We start from the raw sequence: 23,006 nt of genomic DNA, 5'->3' as shown, positions 1-23,006 counted from the left end.
TGATCCAGCAGTCCAACAGGAGATTCCGCTGGGATTCAGCGCCTATATTTCTCAATCATGGAGTTGCGCCAGCTGGAACATTTCGTCGCCGTCGCCCAGGAGCAGCATTTCACCCGGGCCGCCGAGCGTGTCGCCGTGTCGCAGTCCGGCCTGTCCGCCTCCGTCCGGGCCCTGGAGCAGGAGCTGCGGACCCCGCTGTTCAGCCGGACCACCCGCAGCGTCCGGCTGACGGAGGCCGGACGCGCCCTGCTGGTCGAGGCCGAGCGCACCCTGGCCGGGGCGCGGGCGGCGAAGGACGCCGTCGACGCCGTACGGGGGCTGCTGCGCGGCACCCTCTCGGTGGGCGTGGAGCAGTGCGTGGCCGGGGTGAGTCTGCCGCGGCTGCTCGCCGCCTTCCACCGGGCACACCCGCACATGGAGATCCGGCTCCGCCAGGAGGGGACGACGAACCTGGTGGACGGCGTGGCCGCCGGGCGGCTCGACATCGCCTTCGCCGCCACGGTCTCCCCCGTGGAGTGGCGCGGCGAGCTGGTCCCGCTGGCCCGTGAGCCCATGGTCCTGCTGTGCTCGCCCGGCCACCGCCTGGCCGCGACGGACCGGGTCGCGTGGGACGAGCTGGCCGGTGAGGCGTTCATCGACTTCCATCCGGACTTCGGTCCCCGCCGCGCCGCGGACGAGGCGTTCGCGGCCGCGCGGGTGCGCCGCACGGTGGCGCTGGAGGTCAACGACGTGCACAGCCTGCTGGAGCTGGTGCACGAAGGGCTCGGCATCGCGGTGGTCCCGCACCACTTCTCCCGCAAGCCCGAGGCGACGGGGCTGGTGGCGGTGGTCCTCGACGGGATCGACCAGCCGCATTACGAGAGCGTCGTGGTTCTGCCGGCCGCTCGGGCGATGAGCCCGGGAGCGCGGGCGCTGATGACGCTCGTGCGGGAGGGAACCGGTCACTGAGGCACGGGGTCGGCCGCTCAGCGCCCCGGCGCACGCCCCGTCCGCCTGCGCGACCGCCGCTGCGCGTGTCGCCGGCCTCCGTGGCGCCCTCGTCGGTGCGCGGCCGGTCGCGCGGCGGCCGCGCCTGTTGCGCCGAGACGGCACCACCGGCGGGCCCCGGACGAAGGGCCCGCCCGGGGCCGGTGCGCGGCCTCGTCAGAGGGCGGCGGCCAGGACGAACCACCGCGCCGGCAGGTCGATCCGGGTTCCGTCCGGCAGGTACTCGGTCTGCGGCAGTGCCGTGTCACCGCTGTCCAGAACGGTCAGTCCGGCCGCCCGCAGCAGTTCCGGCACCTCCTCCTCGGTGGCGCCCGCCGGTTTCAGTCCGTGCTCGAAGACCCGCCGCAGCTTCTCGGGCGGCCCGCCCGGCACCTCCGACGCCTGCTGGAGCACGGCCTTGGAGGCCGGGGTCAGCTCGGCGACGAAGGCCCGGCCCCGCTTCCCCAGCAGGGTCGCCACGGCTGCGGCGACCGCCGGCCTGGCCTCGGGCTCGCTCTGGTGGATGACCGCCCGCATGTAGACGTTCGTGTCGCCGGTCCGCTCGTGCAGGGCGCGCACCGCGTCGTCGTCGACGAGGTCCAGCTGGGCGAACTCGGCGACGCCTTCGGGGTCCGCCCGGCGGGCGTGCGCTATCGCCGCGTGCGAGAGGTCCACGCCGATCGCGCGGGCGAACCGGGTGGCGAGGTAGCGGGTCTGGGTGCCGTTCCCGCAGCCCAGGTCGACGACGGGCAGTGAGGCGTCGGCGTACGGCAGGAGCAGCTCGCTGTGCGGTACGGCGCTCAGCGAGGGGGCGGCGTCCCAGATCGCCTCCCCGGGCGAGTCCGAGGTCGCCGACCAGAACCCTTCCCACGCCTCGCGGTATCGCTGTGACACATCCATGCGTACTCCCAAGTCCGGCCGTCGCGAGGCTTTTCGCTCAGCACCGGACTACCTTCCTCCGCCCTTCGGGGCAAGGGTGCGCACCACATCGACCGCCTGGTGGACCGCCTTCCTCACCAGGCGACGGGCCGGGGGTGCGGGAAGCGGGAGAGGGCCAGCTCGAACCAGACGGTCTTGCCGCGCGCCGTGGTGCTCGTACCCCACTCCCGGGCGAGGCTGCTCACCAGGACGAGCCCGCGGCCGGACTCGTCGTCCGCGGTGGCGCCCAGCAGCGTGGCCGGGGCGGGTTCGTCATCGCTGACCTCGCACAACAGGGCGCCGGTGCGCACGAGCCGGAGCCCGATGTGATGCGAGCGCCCGTGCTTCACCGCGTTGGTGACGAGCTCGCTGACCATCAGTTCGGCCGCCTCCACCGCCTCCGGCAGGTCCCAGTCCAGGAGCCGGCCATGGACCAGACGGCGGGCCCGGGCCACCTCGCGCGGGTCCAGGGCCAGTTGCCACTCGGCGACGTCGCCCTCCGGGATCCCGTTCAGCCGGGCCATCAGCAGGGCCACGTCGTCCTTGCGGCCGCCACGGGGGTTCAGGGCCCGGATGATCGTGTCGCAGGCGTCGTCCATCGACGCCGCGGGATGGGCCGCGGAGGCGCACAGCGCGGCCAGGCCCGCGCCGATGTCCTGGCCCCGCACCTCGACCAGGCCGTCGGTGCAGAGCACCAGCCGGTCGCCCGGGCGTACCCGCACCGTGGCTGTCTCGAAGGCGACCTGGCCGACGCCGATCGGCGCACCCGTCGGGAGGTCGAGCAGCTCGGCCCGGCCGTCCTCGGCGCGGACCAGCACGGGCGGGATGTGCCCGGCGTTGGCGATCTGCAGCTCGGAGCGGATCGGGTCGTAGACCGCGTAGAGGCAGGTCGCGAGGTACTGCTCGCCGAGCCGCTGGGCCAGGTCGTCGAGGTTGCGCAGCAGTTGGGCGGGCGGCATCTCCATGGTGGCCATGGTCAGCACGGCGGTCCGCAACTGGCCCATCATCGCTGCCGAGTTGAGGCCGTGCCCCATGACGTCCCCGACGACGAGCGCGGTCCGGGAGCCGGGCAGCTTCACGGAGTCGAACCAGTCGCCGCCGACCCTGCCGAGCCGGGCGCCGGGCAGGTAGCGGGTCGCGATGTCGCAGCCCGCCATGCGCGGTTCGATCTGCGGGAGCATGCTGTCCTGGAGGGTCTCGGCGACGTTCTCCTGGTACGTGTACATGCGGGCGTTGTCGAGGACGAGCCCGGCCCGGGCGGCGAGTTCGGCGCCGGTGGTGCGGTCCATGTCGTCGAAGGGCTCCCGGCCGGGGCGGCGCATCAGCACCATGAAACCGAGCACCACGTCACGGGCCTTGAGCGGGACGATGAGCAGGGAGCGGTGCGTGATCAGGGGGCGCAGGTCGCGCTTCTCGAACTCGCCCGAGATGCGGTTGCTCAACTCCTCGCTGACGTACGGGACGATGACGGGCTCGCCGGTGACCATGCACTGGAAGAACGGGGTGTGTTCCGGGAAGGCGATGGATTCGCCGACGGGCACGGTGTCGTCCCAGCGGCCCGGTTCGTCGTTGTGCTCGACCCAGACGCGGTGCCAGATGGTCGTGACGTCGGGTGGCCCGTCCGGGAAGCCCTCACCGGCCAGGACCGCGGCGCGCAGATGCGTACCGGCGAAGTCGGTGAAGCGGGGCACGGCGGCACTGGTGACCTCGCGGATGGTCCGTTCCAGGTCGAGGGAGGTGCCGATGCGGCCGCTGACCTCGTTGAGGAATTCCAGCCGTTCGCGGACCGCCGCGTATTCGAGGTCCAGCTCGGGGCGGGGCGCGGTGTGCACGACGGGCGAGTCCCCGGCACTGTCGTGCGGCCCGTCGGTGGTGCGGTGCCCGGTGCGTCGCGGCACACCCCAGTCGGGGGTGACCGGGATCCGGTCGTGGTGGCTGAACTCGATGACGGGGTAGCCCAGTTCGAGTACCTGGGAGACGATCCTGGTGGCCTCCTGGACGCTCATGCTGGGCAGGATCTCGGGCAGCCGCGAGGAGAGCTCCTGGTAGCCGGGGAAGTCGGTGTGCAGGGCGAACCCGGGGGCGATCGTCTCGTTGTCCCGGCTCCCGCCCTCCCCGGCGCCGCGCAGCGGCCCCGAGTCCGCGGCGAGCACGAGGAGCCGCTCGGGGCCCGGGCCGACCAGCGGATAGGCCCACCACAACACGTCGATCCGCCCGCGGTCCGGTTCGTCCACGCGCGCCCGGCCCGCCGCCGGGTAGGCGACGCCGCCGCTGAGGGAACTGTCGAGTTCGGGACCGAACTCGGTGAACGCCCCTTCCGGAAGCGGATCACCGCGCCGCCGTAACGCCCCGCTCACCGGCAGGAGATCACCTGCGGGGCAGCCGACGGCCTCCTCCCGGGAGACCCCGAAGAGTTTTCTCGCACCGGTCGACCAGTGCGACACGAGTCCGTCCCCGTCGACGACGACCACGGCGAGCGGCACGCGGCCCGCCGCGGCGTCACGCGGTGGTGGTGTCCTCTGTGGCGGCAGCCCGAGGTCCATGGGCGGAAGGCTCCTTCCTCACCACAAGTCTCTGCGGTGCGTGCGTCCACGGTACGGCCCCGCGTCCGGCGTCGCCGGTCATCGGCGGAATCGCCCCCGAGGGAGTGGTGCGCCGGGCGCGAGCGGACCGCGTCGGTGGCCGTCCCGGGGCGGCCACCGACCGGAATCAGTCCTCGTGGCCCAGCTGGAGGTCCCGTTCGGTGCGCCCGCCGCCGGCGACCTGGAGCACGGTGGCGACCGGCGGATAGCCGGCGGCGATCACGGTGTACTCGCCCGTGGACAGATCGACGAAGCGGAACGAGCCGTCGGGGCCGGTGGTCAGCGTGTCGACCACGTTGCCCGCCGCGTCCAGGAGCGTCACCCGGGCGTCCTCGACGGGCCGCCCGCCGGTGGCCCGGACGACCCCGCGCAGCACGGCGCCGCCGGCCAGCTCGATGTCCTGCCGGGTCTCCCTGGCCGCCTGCACGCTGACGGGCAGCGCGGCGGGCCGGAAGGCGGGTGCGGAGGCGGCGAGGGTGTACTCCCCCGCGACCAGCTCCGTGATCACGTACCCGCCCTCGCGCCCGCTGCGGGTGGAGGCGACCACTTCGCCGCGTACGTCGGTCAGGGTGACGGCAGCGTCCCGTACGGGGAGGCCGTCCGCGGTCACGACGGTCCCGGCCAGCCGGCCGGCCCCGCCGAGCACCACGTCGAGCTCGACGGGCCGCTCCCCCACCGTGACGCTGACGGCCTGCGGCTGGTGGCCCCCGGCTGCGGCGATGAGGACGTACGAACCGGCGCCGGGCACGCTCAGCGCGTACCGTCCCTCGTCCCCGCTGGCGCCCCTGCCGACCTGCTGGCCCTGGACGTCGATGAGGGTGAGGGCGGCGCGCGGGACCTTCGTGCCGTCGGAGTGCTGGACGCTGCCGCAGACCGGCACCCCGGAGAGGAAGCCGGCGGAGGGGGCGGCGGAGTCGGTGCGGGCGGAGGGGATCGTCGCGGGGTCGGCCGCGGTTTCGGGGCTGTGGTGGGACACCAGCGGTTTCTCCTTGAGGAAGAAGGCGAAGAACAGGCCGAGCACGAGGACCGGCACGAGGTAGAGGAAGATCCGGGGCATCGCGTCGGCGTACGCCTGGATGTAGGCGTCGCGCAGGGCGGGCTCCATCGCGTGGACCAGCTGCGGCGTGATCGACTCCGGGTCGGGCAGACCGGCCCCGGAGGGCAGCCGTACGGCGAGCGCGTCGGCCAGCCGGCCGGCGAAGAGCGTGCCGAACACGGCGGCTCCCACGCTGCCGCCGATCTGCCGGAAGTAGTTGTTGGCGCTGGTGGCGGTGCCGAGGTCGGCGGGGCGTACGGAGTTCTGCACGGCCAGCACGAGCACGGGCATGATCAGCCCGATCCCGAGGCCGAGGACCGCCTGCGCGATGCTGTACTCGAACCTCGGGGTGTCGGTCTCGAGCCGGGACAGCAGCCACATGCCCACCGCCGAGACCGCGCTGCCCGCGATCGGGTAGACGCGGTAGCGGCCGGTCCGGGAGATGAGCTGGCCGGAGACGACGGAGGCGCCGACGATGCCGCCCATCATCGGGAGCATGAGCAGCCCGGACTCGGTGGCGGTGGCCCCGTCGACCATCTGAAGAAAGGTCGGCAGATAGCTGGCGGCGCCGAACAGCGCGACCCCGACGACCGCCCCGACCAGGGCGGTGACGTTGAAGATCGAGTCCCGGAACAGCCTCAGCGGGATGATCGGTTCGGCGGCGCGGTGCTCGACGGCCAGGAAGAGCAGGGTCGTTCCGGCCGCTCCGGCGGCCAGCCCGAGAATGGTGGGCGACCCCCACGCGTACTCCGTCCCGCCCCAACTGGTCAGCAGCACGAGGCAGGTGGAGGCGGCGGCCAGCAGCACGGCGCCGAGGATGTCGAGCCGGGGCCGGACGCTCGGCTTGGGGAGCTTCAGCACGACGGTGATGACGACCAGGGTGACCAGGCCGAACGGCACGTTGATGTAGAAGCACCAGCGCCACGAGGCGTGGTCGGTGAAGAAGCCGCCGAGCAGCGGGCCCGCCACGGACGCGAGTCCGAAGGCCGCGCCGATGAGCCCCATGAACCGGCCGCGCTCCCGGGGCGGCACGACGTCCGCGATGATCGCCTGGACGCCGATCATCAGTCCGCCGCCACCGATGCCCTGGAGGGCGCGGAAGGCGATGAGTTCGTCCATGGTGCGCGACCAGCCGGCGAGGGCGGAACCGACGACGAACACGACGATCGCGAACTGGAAGACGCTCTTGCGTCCGAAGAGGTCGCCGAGCTTGCCGTAGATCGGGAGACCGATGGTCGAGGCGAGCAGATAGGCGGTGACCGCCCAGGACATCTTCTCCAGGCCGTGCAGCTCCCCGACGATCTTGGGGAGGGCGGTGGCGACGATCATCTGGTCGAGCGCCGCGAGCAGCAGCGTGAGCATCAGGCCGACGAAGACGAGTCGGATGCGGCGGCGGTCCGCGGCCCCGTCGTCGGCCGGGGCGGGGGACTCCGTCGCGGCGGGCGGCGGAGGGGGCGGGGCGACCACGGGCACCACCTGGGTGTCGCCCGTCCCGTCCGGCTCGTCCTTCACCAGAGTGATCCCACCCACCACGTGCCGCTCCCCTCGTCGCACTGCCGCCGCCCATTTCTCGCATTGCGCGACAAGCGAGGGCAAACGCGACGAGGGGGCGCCGGCGGCGCACTCAGGGGGCGTATCCCCCGGTGGGAGCCACTACGGCGCACCACCTGCGGGGCGCAAAAACCACCCGAACCGGTGAGGCCGGGACATGCGGACGAAACCTACTTCTCCACCTCGGCGGCGAGGTTCTGCAGCAGCTCGTCGTAGATGCGGCCAAGTCCCTTGGGGGCGAAGGTCTTCTCGAAGAATCCGCCGATGCCGCCGGCGCCGTTCCACACGGTGGTGACGACGGCCCTGGACTTCCCCTCGCCGGCCGGGGTGACGGTCCAGGTCGTGACCATCGAGGAGTTGCGGTCCTTCTCGACGAGCTGACCTCCCCCAAAGCCTGCGGCATGGGAGGGATCCCCGGTCGGCTCGGTGACCTCCAGCAGGCAGTCGCGCACCCGCTTGCTCGTCGCCTGGAGCTTCCAGTGGACGAGGGTGCCCTCCCCGTCGCCGCCCTCCCGGACCTCGTACTCGCTGAAGTGACCCGGCAGCACCTTGCCGCGGACGTCCTTGTAGTCGGCCAGCGCGTCGAACACCGTCTCCGCGTCCGCCGCGATGATCCGCTCTGTCGTGGCCTCGACCTGCGCCATGGCTGTTCCTCCAGCACTCGGTTGTTCGGGGGCGTGCTGAGCCAACCACCTCAGCAGCCCGGCTCAAAATCCGGCCCGGGACGAAGGGGAGAAAACGATCAAGGGAACAAATGTTCTATTCTCGGGCCAGTACTACCGAGGAGGCGTCCATGCGCTGGGACAATCTGGCAGATAACCCCGCCAACACCACCACACCGGCCACCGGCGCGCTCTTCGCCGCGGACGCGGTGACGACCCGCACCTTCGACACGCCGGAATTCAAAGGCATCACCTTTCACGAGGTCCGGGCCCGCTCGATCGTGAACCGGGTGCCGGGCGCGTCCCGCATGCCGTTCGAATGGACCGTCAATCCCTACCGGGGCTGCTCCCACGCCTGCGTCTACTGCTTCGCACGCAAGACGCACAGCTACCTGGACCTCGACACCGGGCTCGGCTTCGACTCGCAGATCGTGGTCAAGATCAACGCCCCGGATCTGGTGCGCCGCGAGCTCGCCTCACCGCGCTGGCACGGCGCGCACATCGCGATGGGCACCAACGTCGACTGCTACCAGCGGGCCGAGGGCCGCTACCGGCTGATGCCCGGCATCCTCACGGCCCTGCGCGACCACGCGAACCCCTTCTCCATCCTCACCAAGGGCACGCTGATCCTCCGCGACCTGGAGCTGCTGCGGCAGTCCGCCGAGGTCACCGAGGTCGGCGTCTCGGTCTCCGTGGGCTTCACCGACGCCGGACTCTGGCGCACCGTGGAACCCGGCACCCCTTCCCCGGAGCGGCGGCTCGACGTCGTACGCACGCTCAGCGAGCACGGCATCGGGTGCGGGGTGCTGATGGCGCCCGTCATCCCGTACCTCGGCGACCGGCCCGACCAGCTGAGGGCGACGGTCCGTGCGATCGCCGCCGCCGGCGCGACCTCGGTGACCCCGCTCGTCCTCCATCTGCGCCCGGGGGCCCGGGAGTGGTTCATGGAGTGGCTCGGCCACCACCACCCGCACCTGGTGCGGCGGTACGAGCGGCTGTACGCGGACGGCGCCTACGCGCCCACCTGGTACCAGCGCCGCATCACCCGGCACGTGCACGAGCTGGCCACGGAGTACGGCATCGGGCCCTCGCACCGCGCCCCCGCGCGCGGCTTCCGCGAGAGCGGCGCGCCGCAGACCCCGCCGCCCGGTTCCGAGCCCACCCAGCTGACGCTGCTCTGAGGGACGGCACCGACGGCAAACGGGTCATCTCTCGTCAGAACAGGTCCTTCCGGTCCCGAATACGGGGAGCATGCGGCGGGGGCTGCGCCGCGCGCAGCCGTGTTCCCCCACCACGGGAGGCCATATGACGAACCGTTCAGGAATTCTGTTCGCCGTCGGGGCGACGGTCGCCGGTCTGGTGACCGCCGCGCCGTCACCGGCGAGCGCCGACGGCGGCGCGCAGCGTGCAGCGTCGCTCAAGTGGACCGACTGCGGCACCCCGTCGTACCCGACGCTCCAGTGCGCGTCGGTGCACGCCCCGCTCGACCACGACGACCCGTCGGGCCGGGAGATCACCCTCGCCCTCACCCGGGTCCCGCACACGGCGAAGACCTTCCAGGGGCCGCTGCTGGTCAACCCGGGCGGTCCCGGCGGCAGCGGCCGGTCCATGGCCGGTTTCGTCGCCGCCTCGCTGCCGCAGAAGGTGGCCGCCCAGTACGACGTGATCGGGTTCGACCCGCGCGGCGTGGGCCGCAGCCGGCCGGCCCTGGACTGCGTACCGAAGTACTTCGACCCGGTACGGCCCGATCCGGTGCCGCACTCCCTCGGGGACGAGCGGACCAACCGGAACCGCGCCCGCGCCTTCGCGGCCTCCTGCGGCGAGAAGTACCCGGACCTGCTGCCCTACATGGACACGGTCAGCACGGCCAAGGATCTCGACGTGATCCGCCGCGCGACGGGCTCACGGCAGCTCAACTACCTCGGCTACTCCTACGGCACCTATCTGGGCGCGGTGTACGCCAAGCTGTTCCCGGACCGCGTCCGGCGCCTGGTCCTCGACTCGAACGTGGACCCGGGCGGGGTCTGGTACGACGACAACATCAGCCAGGACTACGCGTTCGACACCCGCCACAAGGCGTTCGCCGCGTGGGTGGCCGGGCACGACGCCGCGTACGGGCTCGGCAGCGACCCGGCGAAGGTCGAGGCGGCCTGGTACCGGATGCGGGAGGCGGTGAAGAAGCATCCCGCGGGCGGGAAGGTCGGCGCGGGAGAGCTGGACGACACGTTCCTGCCGGGCGGCTACTACAACGGCTACTGGCCCACGCTGGCCGGGGCGTTCGCGGCCTATGTGAACGACAAGGACGACAAGGCCCTGGTCAAGGCGTACGAGCGCTTCGGCGCGGTCGACGCGGAGGGCGACAACGGGTACTCGGTCTACTCGGCCGTGCAGTGCCGGGACGCCCAGTGGCCCGGCGACTGGAACGTCTGGCGCAGCGACAGCCGGCGGGTCCACGCCAAGGCGCCGTTCATGACCTGGGGCAACACCTGGTACAACGCCCCGTGCGCCGACTGGCCGGTGGAGCCGCTGAACCCGGTCCGGGTCTCCAACCGCGCACTGCCGCCGGCGCTGCTCTTCCAGGCGACGGACGACGCGGCGACTCCGTACGAGGGCGGCGTCACCCTGCACCGGAAGCTCAAGGGTTCGAGCCTGGTGGTCGAGCAGGGCGGCGGCAACCACGGCGTCACGCTGAGCGGCAACGACTGCCTGGACCGGTACCTGGCCGACTACCTGGCCAAGGGCACCGTGCCCCGCGGCAGGAGCGGCGACGCGGACGCGGTCTGCGCGAAGACACCCGATCCCGAGCCGAAGGCCGCCAAGTCCGCCCGCCCGGCCTCCCGCACGGACGGGAACGACCGCGGCAGCACGCTGCACGGGCTGCTCGGCTTCCGGGGCTGAGCACAGGAGCAGACCGGGACCGGGGCCGTGCCGGCCCCTGAGGGCGGCGGTGCTCGCGCCCCACGCCGGCCGGTCGCTCCTGCCTCGCGCTCCGGGTGGTGGAGGAGAACGCACGGGCCCGCCGCTTCTCTCTGACGCGCGTGGCCCGCCGCTCCTGTACGCACGCACGGCCCGCCGCTCCTCTACGGACGCGCGGGCCCGCCGCTCCTCCCGAACGCGCGGGCCCGCCGCTTCCCGAAAGAGCGGGTTTTCGTGCCGTCGGCGCGACGGAGTCCATCGGGGTGCCCGGTGTCGCGGTGCCCGAGATGCGGTGCGTCCCGGCCCTCAGCCCGTCGGCAGGCTGCCGAGGGCGGCCTCGGCCGCCGGGCCGAGGCGGGGGTGCGGAAGGGCCGCCTCCAGGACCGGGCGGGCCCGGGCGTCGCCGAGCCGGCCCAGGCCCTCGACGCAGGCCAGGGCCACCCGCCAGTGGGGTTCGTCGGGGCCCAGCAGCCGGGACAGCGTGCTGATGAGGGCGGGCACGGACTCGGGGGCCCGCAGTGCGGTGAGCAGGCGGACCGGGTGCAGAGCGTACGCGGTGCGCAGGGTGTTGGTGGCGAGCGCCGCGGCAGCCCGGGGGGTGCGGGGGTCGCCGAGGCGGTACAGGGCGTGGGCGGCGGTGACGCAGCGCTCCGGGTCGCGGTGGTTGAGCAGCAGGACCAGGGTCTCGAAGGCGCGGCGGTCACCGCCGCAGCCCAGCCGGAACGCGGCGATCTCGCGCGCCCAGAGCGGCCGTTCGCGCTCGATGAGCACCCGGGCCAGTTCCTCGTGGTCCTCGGTGGCCAGCAGCCCGCGGTAGGCCGCCGACTCCCCCGCCTCGTCCGCCAGCCGGTGCGTCAGCGACCGGAACTCCTCATCCATGACCGTCAGCGTATCGGTGGGCACACAGCGTGGCGGCGAGGACGAAAGATGTGAGGGGGACCACAACAACCCGGGACTGGCGCGCTCGTTACTCGCCGGTTAACCTCATGTGAGCGGGACACTCCCCCGCCGGCTCCGGTGGCCTGGTGACGCAGCCACCTGAGTGTTTGTCGGTTCGGCACTGTGCGAGACGGACTCCGGGACAGAGTCCGTCGCCCTTTCCCGGTTCCGGCGTGTACCGCACGCCCGGAACCCGAGCACCACGACAGGCAATTCCCGCACGCCACGCGCCGGTCGGGCCCCTCGGCCCCTCTCATCGGCCGCGCCCCGTGCGTCCCTCAGCCGTCACTCATCCCTGGAGTCCCGTGATGGACACCCCGTTCAGCACCATTGCCGTCGTCGGCCTCGGCACCATGGGCACCGGCATCGCCGAGGTCCTGGCCTGCGCCGGCCGCGAGGTCATCGGTATCGACGTCAGCGAAGCGGCCGCCCGCCAGGCCGTCGCCTCCCTGGAGGCCTCCACCGCCCGCGCCGTGCAGCGCGAGCGGATCACGGAGGAGGAACGGCGCGACGCCCTCGCCCGGTTCCGGACCTTCTCCGACCTCGCGGCAGCCGCGGACGCGGAGCTCGTCATCGAGGTCGTGCCGGAGACGTACGAGATCAAGCAGCAGCTCTTCCGCGAGCTCGACGCGGTCGTCTCGCCCACCGCCATCCTCGCCACGGGCACCAACGCGCTGTCGGTGACCCGCCTCGCCGCGGAGTCGCAGCACCCGGAGCGGGTCCTCGGGCTGCACTTCTTCAACCCGGCGCCGGCCATGAAGCTGGTCGAGGTGGTCTCCTCGGTGCTGACCGCGCCGCCGGCCGTCGAGGCCGTCACCGCACTCGCCCGGGAGCTGGGCAAGGAGCCGGTCGCGGTCGGGGACCGGCCGGGGTTCGTCGCCGACGGCCTGCTGTTCGGCTACCTCAACCAGGCAGCCGCCATGTACGAGGCGAACTACGCCTCCCGCGAGGACATCGACGCGGCGATGAAGCTGGGCTGCGGTCTGCCGATGGGCCCGCTCGCACTGCTGGACCTGATCGGGATCGACACCGCCCGTACCGTCCTGGAGGCGATGTACTCCGCCTCGCACGACCGGCTGCACGCCCCGGCGCCCGTCCTGGGCCAGCTCAGCGCGGCCGGGCTGACCGGCCGCAAGGCGGGTCGCGGCTTCTACACGTACACGGAGCCCGGCAGCCAGACGGTGGTGCCGGACGCGCTGACTCCGGCCGGGGACGCCGGGGCGGGCGCCGGACGCACCGTGCGTTCGGTCGGCGTCGCGGGGTCGGGAACGATGGCGTCGGGAATCGCCGAGGTCTTCGCGAAGGCCGGGTACGACGTGGTGCTCGCCGCGCGCAGCCAGGAGAAGGCGGACATCGCCAAGGCCCGGATCGCCAAGTCGCTGGAGCGCTCCGTCGCCAAGGGGCGGCTGACGGCCGGCGCCCGGGACGAGACGCTCGCCCGGATCACCGCGGCGGGGTCGCTGGACTCCTTCGACCGGGTCGACCTCGCCGTCGAGGCCGTCGCCGAGGACCTGCTGGTCAAGCAGCAGCTGTTCGCCACGCTGGACAAGGTGTGCCGACCGGGCGCGGTGCTCGCCACCACCACCTCCTCGCTGCCCGTCGTCTCCATCGCCCGGGCCACCTCGCGGCCCGAGGACGTCATCGGGATGCACTTCTTCAACCCGGCGCCGGCCATGAAGCTGGTCGAGGTCGTCCGTACGGTGCTCACCGCCGACGACGTGCACGCCACGGTCCGCGAGGTCTGCGGGAAGGTGCGCAAGCACCCGGTGGACTGCGGGGACCGGGCCGGGTTCATCGTGAACGCGCTGCTGTTCCCGTACCTCAACAACGCCATCAAGATGGTCGAGGAGCACTACGCGAGCCTCGACGACATCGACGCCGCGATGAAGCTGGGCGGCGGCTACCCGATGGGGCCCTTCGAGCTCCTGGACGTCGTCGGGCTCGATGTCTCGCTGGCCATCGAGAAGGTGCTGCACAGCGAGTTCCGCGACCCGGGCCTCGCCCCGGCGCCGCTCCTGGAGCACCTGGTGGCCGCGGGCTGCCTCGGCCGCAAGACGGGGCGCGGCTTCCGCGAATATGCCCGCCGCTGAGGGGTCCCGGCCCGGAGGACCCCCCGCGGGGCGCTCCGGGCCGGGAGCCGGCTGGGGCGGGCTGCTCGGCCCCCCGGGCGGGCCGCCCCCACAGGCGCGCTCTCCTGCACCGATGCAGTACGTTCACACCATGTCCCAGCCCGCCAGGTCCCCCCGTGTGTCCGCCGCGCCCGACGTCCCGGAAAGCGCCGCGGGCACCCGCGCCGCCGCCCAACGGCTCAAAATGCGCCGTGAACTGGCCGCGGCGGCGATGGAGCTCTTCGCCACGAAGGGGTACGAGGCGACCACCGTCGACGAGATCGCGGGCGCGGCGGGCGTCGCCCGGCGGACCTTCTTCCGGCACTTCCGGTCCAAGGAAGAGGCCATCTTCCCGGACCACGACGACACCCTCGTACGGGCCGAGGCGGTCCTGAACGCGGCTCCCGCGCACGAGCACCCGCTCGACACGGTCTGCCGCGGCATCAAGGAAGTCATGCGGATGTACGCGGCGAAGCCCGCGGTCTCCGTGGCCCGGTACAAGCTGACCCGGGAGGTGCCCACCCTCAGGCAGGCGGAGATCGCCTCGGTGGCCCGCTACGAGCGGCTGTTCACGCGCTATCTGCTGGGCCACTTCGATGAGCGCGACCACCACGCCGGCAACGACGACCCACTGCTGGCGGAGGTCGCGGCGTCCGCCGTGGTCACCGCGCACAACCACGTGCTGCGCCGCTGGCTGCGCGCCGACGGCCAGGGCGACGTGGAGGCGCAGCTGGACCAGGCGTTCGCGATCGTCCGCGACACGTTCGGGACGGGGATCGGCGCGGGCCGGACCGCCGGCAGCGAACCGGCGAAGCCGCCGGCCGCCTCGGTGAGCACGGAGGGCGAGGTCCTGGTGGCCGTGGCCCGCACCGACGCGCCGCTGGACGAAGTGATGCGCACGATCCAGCAGGCGCTCAAGGAGCGCTGAGGCGGCCGTCCCGCTCCCGGCCGCCTCTTCCCGGAGGCCTCAGAGGCCCTCACCGGTCTGCCACGGCGGCGGTGCGGAGCCCTCGCTCCAGGCCGCGAGCGCCTCGCCGTCCAGGCACAGGATCGCGCACTGCTCCGCGTACTCCAGGGCGGGGGCGGTGTACTCGCTGGTGGTGACGCAGACGGCGATGTCCGCCTCGTGAACGGCGTAGCAGGTGCCGCCGAAGCGCTGAAGGTCCTGGGAACCGACCTTGGTGGTGGGGCCGTAGCACTTGCACTGGACGACCAGGCGCCGACCGTCGGGGGCGGTCGCGATCACGTCCGCCCCCAGATCGCCCGCTCCGCCCACCACCTGCACGTCGAAGCAGCCGTCCCGCTCGCAGAGCGCGGCGATCGCCTCCTCGAACCCGTCGGGGTCCAGGGCCGCGTAGTCCGGTGCTTCCTCCTCGGGCTCCGCCGGCTCCGGTTCGGCCAGGACGGCCGTGCGGGCGGTGCCGTCGTCGTAGGAGAGACCGGACGGCTCGGGGGCCGGGGCGACGGGTCCGTGAGGAGGGTCGTACAGCTCCTGGGGCGGGTCGAAGAGCTCGTGCACGGCTTCGGTGAGCGGCCCGGGGCCCCCGCGCGGTCCGGGGCGCGGCCTGCGGAGGTACAGGAGCAGGACGCCTGCCGCTCCGAGGGCCATGACCGGCACCACGGCTGCCGGATGCCTGCACACCCCCTCCCACACGGTGCGCACCGCCCACCATCCGCCGCAGATCAGCAGGGCGACGGCGCCGAAGCCGAATGCGGTCCTGCGCACGCTGAAGGCCTTCCTGGCCTCCTCCGGGCCCCCCTCGCATACCGGTGCCGTCATCCGCGCCGCCCCGCCTGTCCCGATATGAGTCTTCCAAGATCATTCATCTCTGCCGTGTGCCCGGGCCCGCGGGATTCAACGGCCGGGAAATGCGGTTGCCCGGGCCGTGCCCCGGTGCTGTGGTGTGCCGATGAACGATCAAACGACCGCACACCGTGAAGAGCTCCTGGCCGTCTTCGACCGTGAGATGCGGGAGCAGGCCCGGCCGGACGGCCCCGGCGTCCGCGTCGAGCGCACCGCCGACGTCGTACGGCTGGTGGGCACGGACCACGACTGGAACGGCGTCGTGTGGTCCTCGCCCGACCTGGACGCCGCACGGGCCGACGCGGCGATCGCCGCGCAGGTGGCCCACTGCACGGCGCTCGGGTCCGGGGAGTTCGAGTGGAAGCTGTACGCCCACGACAGGCCGGCCGACCTCGGGGCGCGGCTGAGGGCGGCCGGCTTCGTGGCGGGGGAGCCGGAGACGCTGCTGGTCGCACCGGTCGCGGACCAGCCCCGGACCGTGCGGCTCCCGGAGGGTGTCCGGCTGCGCGGGGTGCGTGACGAGGCCGATGTGGAGCTGATGGCCCGGGCCCACGAGCAGGCCTTCGGCTCGGACTCGTCCCGGCTGCGCCACCAGGTGCTGGCCCGGCTGAGGGACGACCCGGACCACTTCGTCGGGGTGGTGGCCATGGCGGGCGACGAGCCGGTGAGCTCGGCCCGGATGGAGCTGTACCGGGGCACCGGCTTCGCCGGCCTGTGGGGCGGCGGCACGGTCGGGGCGTGGCGCGGCAGGGGCGTCTACCGGGCCCTGGTCGCCTTCCGGGCGCAGATCGCCGCCGAGCGCGGCTACCGGTACCTCCAGGTCGACGCCACGGAGGACAGCCGCCCGATCCTCCAGCGCCTCGGGTTCACGGCGCTGGGCACGACGACTCCGTACGTCTACCGGCCCGCTTCCCGACCGCCCAGGCCGGGACACAGGGCCTGACCTCCCATGCCGGGGCACAAGGCGGCAAAACGCCCGTCCTGTTGCTCATGCGTGGCACCCGGATGACAATTGAGGGAAATTGCTGGCACCCAGTGCCTTGCCAGCTGTCACGGAGTGCCATACGTTGAAGTCGTCCGGGCGGCCGGCGTGCTGAGACCTCACGTACGCCGGCTGTCCCCGCAAACCACGTGTTTGCGCGCCCGGGCGCCTGCGTCACAGGCAAACCCTTCTGCTCCACAGAGCACACAGCCGAGCACCACCCGCCGAACCGACGGCACACCTCCACGCACTACCGCTCCCCCTGCTTCGCAGGACCCTCAAGCGTTCCCTCAAACGCCGCACCGCCCGGAGGCACACCGTGAAGGAAATCCTGGACGCGATCCAGTCCGAGGACAGCACCGCCGCAGACTTCGCGGCCCTGTCCGTTCCCGAGTCGTACCGCGCGGTGACCGTGCACAAGGACGAGGCCGAGATGTTCTCCGGCGTCGCCAGCCGCGACAAGGACCCCCGCAAGTCCCTCCACGTCGAGGACGTGCCGGTGCCCGAGCTCGGCCCGGGCGAGGCGCTGGTGGCGGTCATGGCCAGCTCGGTCAACTACAACTCCGTGTGGACGTCGATCTTCGAGCCCGTCTCGACCTTCGGCTTCCTGGAGCGGTACGGCAGGCTCAGCGACCTCAGCAAGCGCCACGACCTGCCGTACCACGTCATCGGTTCCGACCTGGCGGGCGTCGTCCTGCGCACCGGCCCCGGCGTCAACGCCTGGAAGCCCGGCGACGAGGTCGTCGCGCACTGCCTCTCGGTCGAGCTGGAGTCCTCGGACGGCCACAACGACACGATGCTCGACCCCGAGCAGCGCATCTGGGGCTTCGAGACCAACTTCGGCGGCCTGGCGGAGATCGCCCTCGTCAAGTCCAACCAGCTGATGCCGAAGCCGGACCACCTCAGCTGGGAGGAGGCCGCCGCACCGGGGCTGGTCAACTCCACCGCCTACCGCCAGCTCGTCTCGCGCAACGGCGCCGGGATGAAGCAGGGCGACAACGTCCTCATCTGGGGCGCGAGCGGCGGACTCGGCTCCTACGCCACCCAGTTCGCGCTGGCCGGCGGCGCCAACCCGATCTGCGTCGTCTCCAGCGACCAGAAGGCGGAGATCTGCCGGAAGATGGGCGCCGAGGCGATCATCGACCGCAACGCCGAGGGCTACCGGTTCTGGAAGGACGAGCACAACCAGGACCCGCGCGAGTGGAAGCGCTTCGGCAAGCGCATCCGTGAACTGACCGGCGGCGAGGACGTCGACATCGTCTTCGAGCACCCGGGCCGCGAGACCTTCGGCGCCAGCGTCTACGTGACCCGCAAGGGCGGCACGATCGTCACCTGCGCCTCGACCTCGGGCTACAACCACGAGTACGACAACCGCTACCTGTGGATGTCGCTCAAGAGGATCATCGGCTCCCACTTCGCCAACTACCGCGAGGCGTGGGAGGCCAACCGCCTGGTCGCCAAGGGCAAGATCCACCCGACGCTGTCGAAGGTGTACTCCCTGGAGGAGACCGGCCAGGCCGCGTACGACGTGCACCGCAACCTCCACCAGGGCAAGGTCGGCGTCCTGGCGCTCGCCCCGCGCGAAGGACTCGGCGTGCGCGACGGAGAGCTGCGTGAGCAGCACATCGACGCCATCAACCGATTCCGGAACATCTGACATGAGCGGCCGCCAGAAGGACCGCCCCTGGCTCATGCGGACCTACGCCGGTCACTCGACCGCCGAGGCGTCCAACGAGCTCTACCGGCGCAACCTCGCCAAGGGCCAGACCGGTCTGTCCGTCGCGTTCGACCTGCCGACCCAGACCGGATACGACCCCGACCACGTCCTCGCCCGCGGCGAGGTCGGCCGGGTCGGCGTGCCGGTCTCGCACCTCGGCGACATGCGCCGGCTGTTCCAGGACATCCCCCTGGAGCAGATGAACACCTCCATGACGATCAACGCCACCGCCATGTGGCTGCTGGCGCTCTACCAGGTCGTCGCGGAGGAGCAGGGCGCCGACCCCGGCCGGCTCCAGGGCACCACGCAGAACGACATCGTCAAGGAGTACCTCTCGCGCGGGACGCACGTCTTCCCGCCGGGCCCCTCGCTGCGGCTGACCACGGACATGATCACGTACACGGTCAACCGCATCCCGAAGTGGAACCCGATCAACATCTGCAGCTACCACCTGCAGGAGGCCGGGGCCACCCCGGTCCAGGAGATCGCGTACGCCATGTCGACGGCGATCGCCGTGCTCGACGCGGTGCGCGACTCCGGCCAGGTGCCCGAGGAGAAGTTCGGCGACGTGGTCGCCCGGATCTCCTTCTTCGTGAACGCGGGCGTCCGCTTCATCGAGGAGATGTGCAAGATGCGCGCCTTCGGCCGCATCTGGGACCGGGTCACCCGCGAGCGCTACGGCATCACGGACGCCAAGCAGCGCCGCTTCCGCTACGGCGTCCAGGTCAACTCGCTCGGCCTGACCGAGGCGCAGCCGGAGAACAACGTCCAGCGCATCGTGCTGGAGATGCTGGCCGTCACCCTCTCCAAGGACGCCCGCGCCCGCGCCGTGCAACTGCCCGCCTGGAACGAGGCGCTGGGGCTCCCCCGGCCCTGGGACCAGCAGTGGTCGCTGCGCATCCAGCAGGTCCTCGCCCACGAGAGCGATCTGCTGGAGTACGAGGACATCTTCGCCGGTTCGCACGTCATCGAGGCCAAGGTGGACGAGCTCGTCACCGAGTCGCTCGCCGAGATGGACCGCATCGAGCAGATGGGCGGCGCCATGGCGGCCGTCGAGTCCGGCTACCTCAAGTCCGAGCTGGTCTCCTCGCACGCCGCCCGCCGGGCCCGCATCGAGGGCGGCGAGGAGAAGATCGTCGGCGTCAACATCTACGGGACGACCGAGCCCAGTCCGCTCACCGCCGACCTCGACGGAGCGATCATGACGGTCGACCCGGCGAACGAGGCCAGGGTCGTCGCCGCGCTCCACGAGTGGCGCGACAACCGCGACGAGCCGCGCGCCACCGAGGCGCTGGCCGCGCTGAAGAAGGCGGCCGCGGGCACGGAGAACATGATGGAGGCCACCGTCGAGTGCGCCCGCGCGGGCGTCACCACCGGCGAGTGGGCCTGGGCCCTGCGCGACGTGTTCGGCGAGTTCCGCGCCCCGACCGGGGTGTCGTCCGCCCCGGTCGCCGTGGCCGCAGAGGCGGGCACCCCGCTCGCTCTCGTACGCGAGAAGGTGGCCCGGACCGCCGAGGAGCTGGGGGCTGGCCGGCTGCGCCTGCTGGTGGGCAAGCCCGGCCTCGACGGGCACTCCAACGGCGCCGAGCAGATCGCCGTGCGCGCCCGGGACGCCGGCTTCGAGGTCGTCTACCAGGGCATCCGCCTCACGCCGGAACAGATCGTCTCGGCCGCCGTCGCCGAGGACGTGCACTGCGTCGGCGTGTCGATCCTGTCCGGCTCGCACGCCGAGCTGGTACCGGACGTGCTGAACCGGCTGCGCCGCGCCGGAGCCGGCGACATTCCGGTGATCGCGGGCGGGATCATTCCCCCCGCCGACGCCGCGACCCTGATCAAGGCCGGGGTCGCCGCCGTATTCACCCCGAAGGACTTCGGCATCACGGAGATCATCGGCCGTATCGTCGACGAGATCCGGAAAGCGAACAAGCTCGACCCTCTGGAGGTCCCCGCATGACCACGCCCAGCCCGTCGCCCGCCGTGAACCGGCTGCGCCCCCGCCGCTCCTGCCTGGCCGTCCCGGGCTCGAACCCGCGCTTCCTGGAGAAGGCCCAGGGCCTGCCCGCGGACCAGGTGTTCCTGGACCTGGAGGACGCCTGCGCCCCGCTCGCCAAGGAGGGCGCCCGGCACCACATCGTCGACGCGCTCAACAACGGCGACTGGACGGGCAAGACCCGGGTGGTGCGGGTCAACGACTGGACGACCCACTGGACGTACCGCGACGTCATCACGGTCGTCGAGGGCGCGGGCCCGAACCTCGACTGCATCATGCTGCCGAAGGTCCAGGACGCCCAGCAGGTCGTCGCGCTCGACCTGCTGCTCACCCAGATCGAGAAGACCATGGGCTTCGAGGCCGGCAGGATCGGCATCGAGGCGCAGATCGAGAACGCCAAGGGCCTCGTCAACATCGACGACATCGCCGCGGCGTCACCCCGCCTGGAGACCCTGATCTTCGGCCCGGCCGACTTCATGGCGTCGATCAACATGAAGACCCTGGTCGTCGGCCAGCAGCCGCCCGGCTACCCGGCGGACGCGTACCACTACATCCTGATGCGCATCCTGATGGCGGCCCGCACGCACGACCTCCAGGCGATCGACGGCCCGTTCCTCCAGATCCGCGACGTGGACGCCTACCGCGAGGTCGCCGGCCGTGCGGCCGCGCTCGGCTTCGACGGCAAGTGGGTGCTGCACCCCGGCCAGGTGGACGCGGCCAACGAGGTGTTCTCGCCCTCCCAGGAGGACTACGACCACGCCGAGCTGATCCTGGACGCCTACGACTGGTGCACCTCCGAGGAGGGCGGCAAGAAGGGCTCCGCGATGCTCGGCGACGAGATGATCGACGAGGCCAGCCGCAAGATGGCCCTGGTCATCGCGGGCAAGGGCCGCGCGGCCGGCATGCAGCGCACCTCCAAGTTCGAAGCCCCGGAGGCCTGATCATGCAGTTCGGACGCACGTACGAGGAATTCGAGGTCGGTGCGGTTTACAAGCACTGGCCCGGAAAGACCGTCACCGAATACGACGACCACCTCTTCTGTCTGCTGACCATGAATCACCACCCGCTGCACATGGACAGCAACTACGCCGGTAAGACGACCGACTTCGGCAAGAACGTTGTCGTCGGCAACTACATCTACTCGTTGCTGCTCGGCATGTCGGTCCCGGACGTCTCCGGAAAGGCGATCGCCAACCTGGAGGTCGAGTCGCTGAAGCACGTGGCGCCGACCTTCCACGGCGACACGATCTACGGCGAGACCACCGTTCTGGACAAGACCCCGTCGAAGTCCAAGAGCGACCGCGGAATCGTCTACGTGGAGACCAAGGGCTACAAGCAGGACGGAACGCTGGTCTGCGTGTTCCGCCGCAAGGTCATGGTCCCGACCGAGACGTACATCAAGGAGCGGGGCGGCGAGCAGCCGGGCCGCCCGGAGCTGAAGCAGCCTTCGCCTTCGCAGAAGAACGTGGAGAAGTAACCATGACGCGACTCGCCCAGACGGCCGGTCTCAACGACGTCCAGCAGGAAATCCTCTCCACGGTCCGGGATTTCGTCGACAAGGAGATCATTCCGGTCGCGACCCAGCTGGAGCACCGCGACGAGTACCCCGCCGAGATCGTCGAGGGCCTGAAGGAACTCGGCCTGTTCGGGCTGATGATCCCCGAGGAGTACGGGGGCCTGGGTGAGTCGCTTCTCACGTACGCGCTGTGTGTGGAGGAGATCGCACGCGGCTGGATGAGCGTGTCGGGGATCATCAACACGCACTTCATCGTGGCGTACATGCTCAAGCAGCACGGCACCCAGGAGCAGAAGGACACCTTCCTGCCCCGCATGGCGCTGGGCGAGGTCCGCGGCGCCTTCTCGATGTCCGAGCCGGCCCTGGGCTCCGACGTCGCGGCGATCAGCTCGAAGGGCGTCAAGGACGGCGAGGAGTACGTCCTCAACGGCCAGAAGATGTGGCTGACGAACGGCGGCACGTCCTCGCTCGTCGCCGTTCTGTGCCGGAGTGACGAAGGCCACCCCGAGGGCACGCCGCCGCACAAGTCGATGACGACCTTCCTGGTGGAGAAGGAACCCGGATTCGGCGAGGTCCGGCCCGGTCTCACCATCCCCGGGAAGATCGACAAGATGGGCTACAAGGGCGTCGACACCACCGAGCTCATCATGGACGGACTGCGGATTCCAGCCAATCGCGTCCTGGGCGGCACCACGGGCCGAGGGTTTTACCAAATGATGGACGGAGTGGAGGTCGGCCGCGTCAATGTGGCCGCCCGTGGTTGCGGCGTCGCACAGCGTGCGTTCGAACTGGGCGTTTCCTACGCACAGCAGCGCCACACCTTCGGAAAACCGATCGCGGAGCACCAGGCGATCCAGTTCAAGCTGGCCGAAATGGCCACCAAGGTCGAGGCCGCGCATGCGATGATGGTAAATGCAGCGCGCAAAAAGGACTCCGGGGAGCGTAACGACCTGGAGGCAGGGATGGCGAAGTACCTCGCCTCCGAGTACTGCAAGGAAGTCGTCGAGGACGCCTTCCGTATCCACGGCGGTTACGGCTTCTCCAAGGAGTACGAGATCGAGCGCCTCTACCGTGAGGCCCCGATGCTGCTGATCGGTGAAGGTACCGCCGAGATCCAGAAAATGATCATCGGGCGCCGACTCCTCGAGGAGTACCGTTTCCAGGGGTGATTGTCCCTTTCGGGGTGATTTTACCGCGAAGAAGATCACACCCTGTCATCCTCATCCGGTGCCTTCCAGACGTCCGACTCGGCTGCTGGCTTGCCCAGTTGCGGTCCGCAACCGATAACATCGCCGGAAAAGCCGCCGTCCCCCGTTGCC

The 23,006-nt window shown here is 71.4% G+C and carries 17 protein-coding genes; 11 read left to right on the top strand and 6 right to left on the bottom strand.

Going from position 1 to position 23,006, the window contains the following annotated elements; translation table 11 throughout:
- Positions 1–57: 57 nt before the first annotated feature.
- Positions 58–948 carry a LysR family transcriptional regulator gene (locus E6R60_RS02335; RefSeq protein WP_136324647.1) on the top strand — a complete coding sequence of 297 codons (891 nt, stop codon included), beginning with the start codon at positions 58–60 and terminating at the stop codon, positions 946–948.
- Positions 949–1,143: 195 nt separating this feature from the next.
- Here the strand turns inward: E6R60_RS02335 and E6R60_RS02330 are convergent, their stop codons facing one another.
- The 4 genes from E6R60_RS02330 to E6R60_RS02315 all read right to left on the bottom strand — a co-directional run bounded on the left by E6R60_RS02330 (position 1,144) and on the right by E6R60_RS02315 (position 7,697).
- A complete protein-coding gene (locus E6R60_RS02330; RefSeq protein ID WP_136324646.1) occupies positions 1,144–1,866 on the bottom strand; it encodes a class I SAM-dependent methyltransferase in 723 nt (240 codons plus the stop codon).
- Between the two features lie 113 nt (positions 1,867–1,979).
- Positions 1,980–4,427 (bottom strand): SpoIIE family protein phosphatase, encoded by a 2,448-nt coding sequence (locus E6R60_RS02325; RefSeq protein WP_136324645.1) that lies wholly within the window; start codon positions 4,425–4,427, stop codon positions 1,980–1,982.
- Positions 4,428–4,593: 166 nt separating this feature from the next.
- Positions 4,594–7,035: an MFS transporter gene (locus E6R60_RS02320; protein WP_136324644.1), complete on the bottom strand. Its 2,442-nt coding sequence runs from the start codon at positions 7,033–7,035 to the stop codon at positions 4,594–4,596.
- A 188-nt stretch (positions 7,036–7,223) separates the two neighbouring features.
- Entirely contained in the window at positions 7,224–7,697 is a 474-nt protein-coding gene (locus tag E6R60_RS02315) for an SRPBCC family protein (RefSeq protein ID WP_136324643.1), read from the bottom strand.
- 149 nt (positions 7,698–7,846) lie between these two features.
- Here E6R60_RS02315 and E6R60_RS02310 point away from each other — a divergent pair, with 149 nt between their 5' ends.
- Together E6R60_RS02310 and E6R60_RS02305 are read left to right on the top strand one after the other, a co-directional pair.
- Positions 7,847–8,896, top strand: coding sequence for an Rv2578c family radical SAM protein (locus E6R60_RS02310; protein ID WP_136324642.1), 1,050 nt, complete (start codon positions 7,847–7,849; stop codon positions 8,894–8,896).
- Between the two features lie 124 nt (positions 8,897–9,020).
- A complete protein-coding gene (locus E6R60_RS02305) occupies positions 9,021–10,613 on the top strand; it encodes an alpha/beta hydrolase (protein ID WP_136324641.1) in 1,593 nt (530 codons plus the stop codon).
- Between the two features lie 324 nt (positions 10,614–10,937).
- Here E6R60_RS02305 and E6R60_RS02300 read toward each other — a convergent pair whose 3' ends face one another.
- The gene (locus E6R60_RS02300; RefSeq protein WP_136324640.1) at positions 10,938–11,510 is read right to left on the bottom strand and encodes an adenylosuccinate lyase; all 573 of its coding nucleotides are present in this window, start codon (positions 11,508–11,510) and stop codon (positions 10,938–10,940) included.
- A 368-nt stretch (positions 11,511–11,878) separates the two neighbouring features.
- Here E6R60_RS02300 and E6R60_RS02295 point away from each other — a divergent pair, with 368 nt between their 5' ends.
- Together E6R60_RS02295 and E6R60_RS02290 are read left to right on the top strand one after the other, a co-directional pair.
- A complete protein-coding gene (locus tag E6R60_RS02295) occupies positions 11,879–13,660 on the top strand; it encodes a 3-hydroxyacyl-CoA dehydrogenase (RefSeq protein ID WP_136324639.1) in 1,782 nt (593 codons plus the stop codon).
- Positions 13,661–13,790: 130 nt separating this feature from the next.
- Positions 13,791–14,606, top strand: coding sequence for a TetR family transcriptional regulator (locus E6R60_RS02290; RefSeq protein WP_136324638.1), 816 nt, complete (start codon positions 13,791–13,793; stop codon positions 14,604–14,606).
- A gap of 39 nt (positions 14,607–14,645) precedes the next feature.
- Here E6R60_RS02290 and E6R60_RS02285 read toward each other — a convergent pair whose 3' ends face one another.
- On the bottom strand, positions 14,646–15,458 hold the full coding sequence (locus E6R60_RS02285; protein ID WP_136324637.1) for a restriction endonuclease: 813 nt from the start codon (positions 15,456–15,458) through the stop codon (positions 14,646–14,648).
- 130 nt (positions 15,459–15,588) lie between these two features.
- Between E6R60_RS02285 and E6R60_RS02280 the strand changes: the two genes are divergently transcribed.
- The 6 genes from E6R60_RS02280 to E6R60_RS02255 all read left to right on the top strand — a co-directional run bounded on the left by E6R60_RS02280 (position 15,589) and on the right by E6R60_RS02255 (position 22,856).
- The gene (locus E6R60_RS02280) at positions 15,589–16,425 is read left to right on the top strand and encodes a GNAT family N-acetyltransferase (protein ID WP_136324636.1); all 837 of its coding nucleotides are present in this window, start codon (positions 15,589–15,591) and stop codon (positions 16,423–16,425) included.
- A gap of 358 nt (positions 16,426–16,783) precedes the next feature.
- Positions 16,784–18,121 carry a crotonyl-CoA carboxylase/reductase gene (gene ccrA / locus E6R60_RS02275; RefSeq protein ID WP_136324635.1) on the top strand — a complete coding sequence of 446 codons (1,338 nt, stop codon included), beginning with the start codon at positions 16,784–16,786 and terminating at the stop codon, positions 18,119–18,121.
- A 1-nt stretch (position 18,122) separates the two neighbouring features.
- The gene (locus tag E6R60_RS02270; protein ID WP_136324634.1) at positions 18,123–20,135 is read left to right on the top strand and encodes a protein meaA; all 2,013 of its coding nucleotides are present in this window, start codon (positions 18,123–18,125) and stop codon (positions 20,133–20,135) included.
- Positions 20,132–21,112 carry a CoA ester lyase gene (locus tag E6R60_RS02265; protein ID WP_136324633.1) on the top strand — a complete coding sequence of 327 codons (981 nt, stop codon included), beginning with the start codon at positions 20,132–20,134 and terminating at the stop codon, positions 21,110–21,112. The genes E6R60_RS02270 and E6R60_RS02265 overlap by 4 nt, the downstream gene beginning before the upstream one ends.
- 2 nt (positions 21,113–21,114) lie before the next feature.
- Positions 21,115–21,648, top strand: a complete 534-nt coding sequence (locus E6R60_RS02260; RefSeq protein ID WP_136324632.1) for a MaoC family dehydratase — start codon at positions 21,115–21,117, stop codon at positions 21,646–21,648.
- 2 nt (positions 21,649–21,650) lie between these two features.
- Entirely contained in the window at positions 21,651–22,856 is a 1,206-nt protein-coding gene (locus tag E6R60_RS02255; protein WP_136324631.1) for an acyl-CoA dehydrogenase family protein, read from the top strand.
- Positions 22,857–23,006: the final 150 nt, after the last annotated feature.

It is taken from the genome of Streptomyces sp. A0642, assembly GCF_004795105.1.
In the GTDB taxonomy this organism is placed as follows: domain Bacteria; phylum Actinomycetota; class Actinomycetes; order Streptomycetales; family Streptomycetaceae; genus Streptomyces.
Note: the sequence above shows the minus strand (reverse complement) of the source record. Positions and strands in the feature narration are given on the sequence as shown.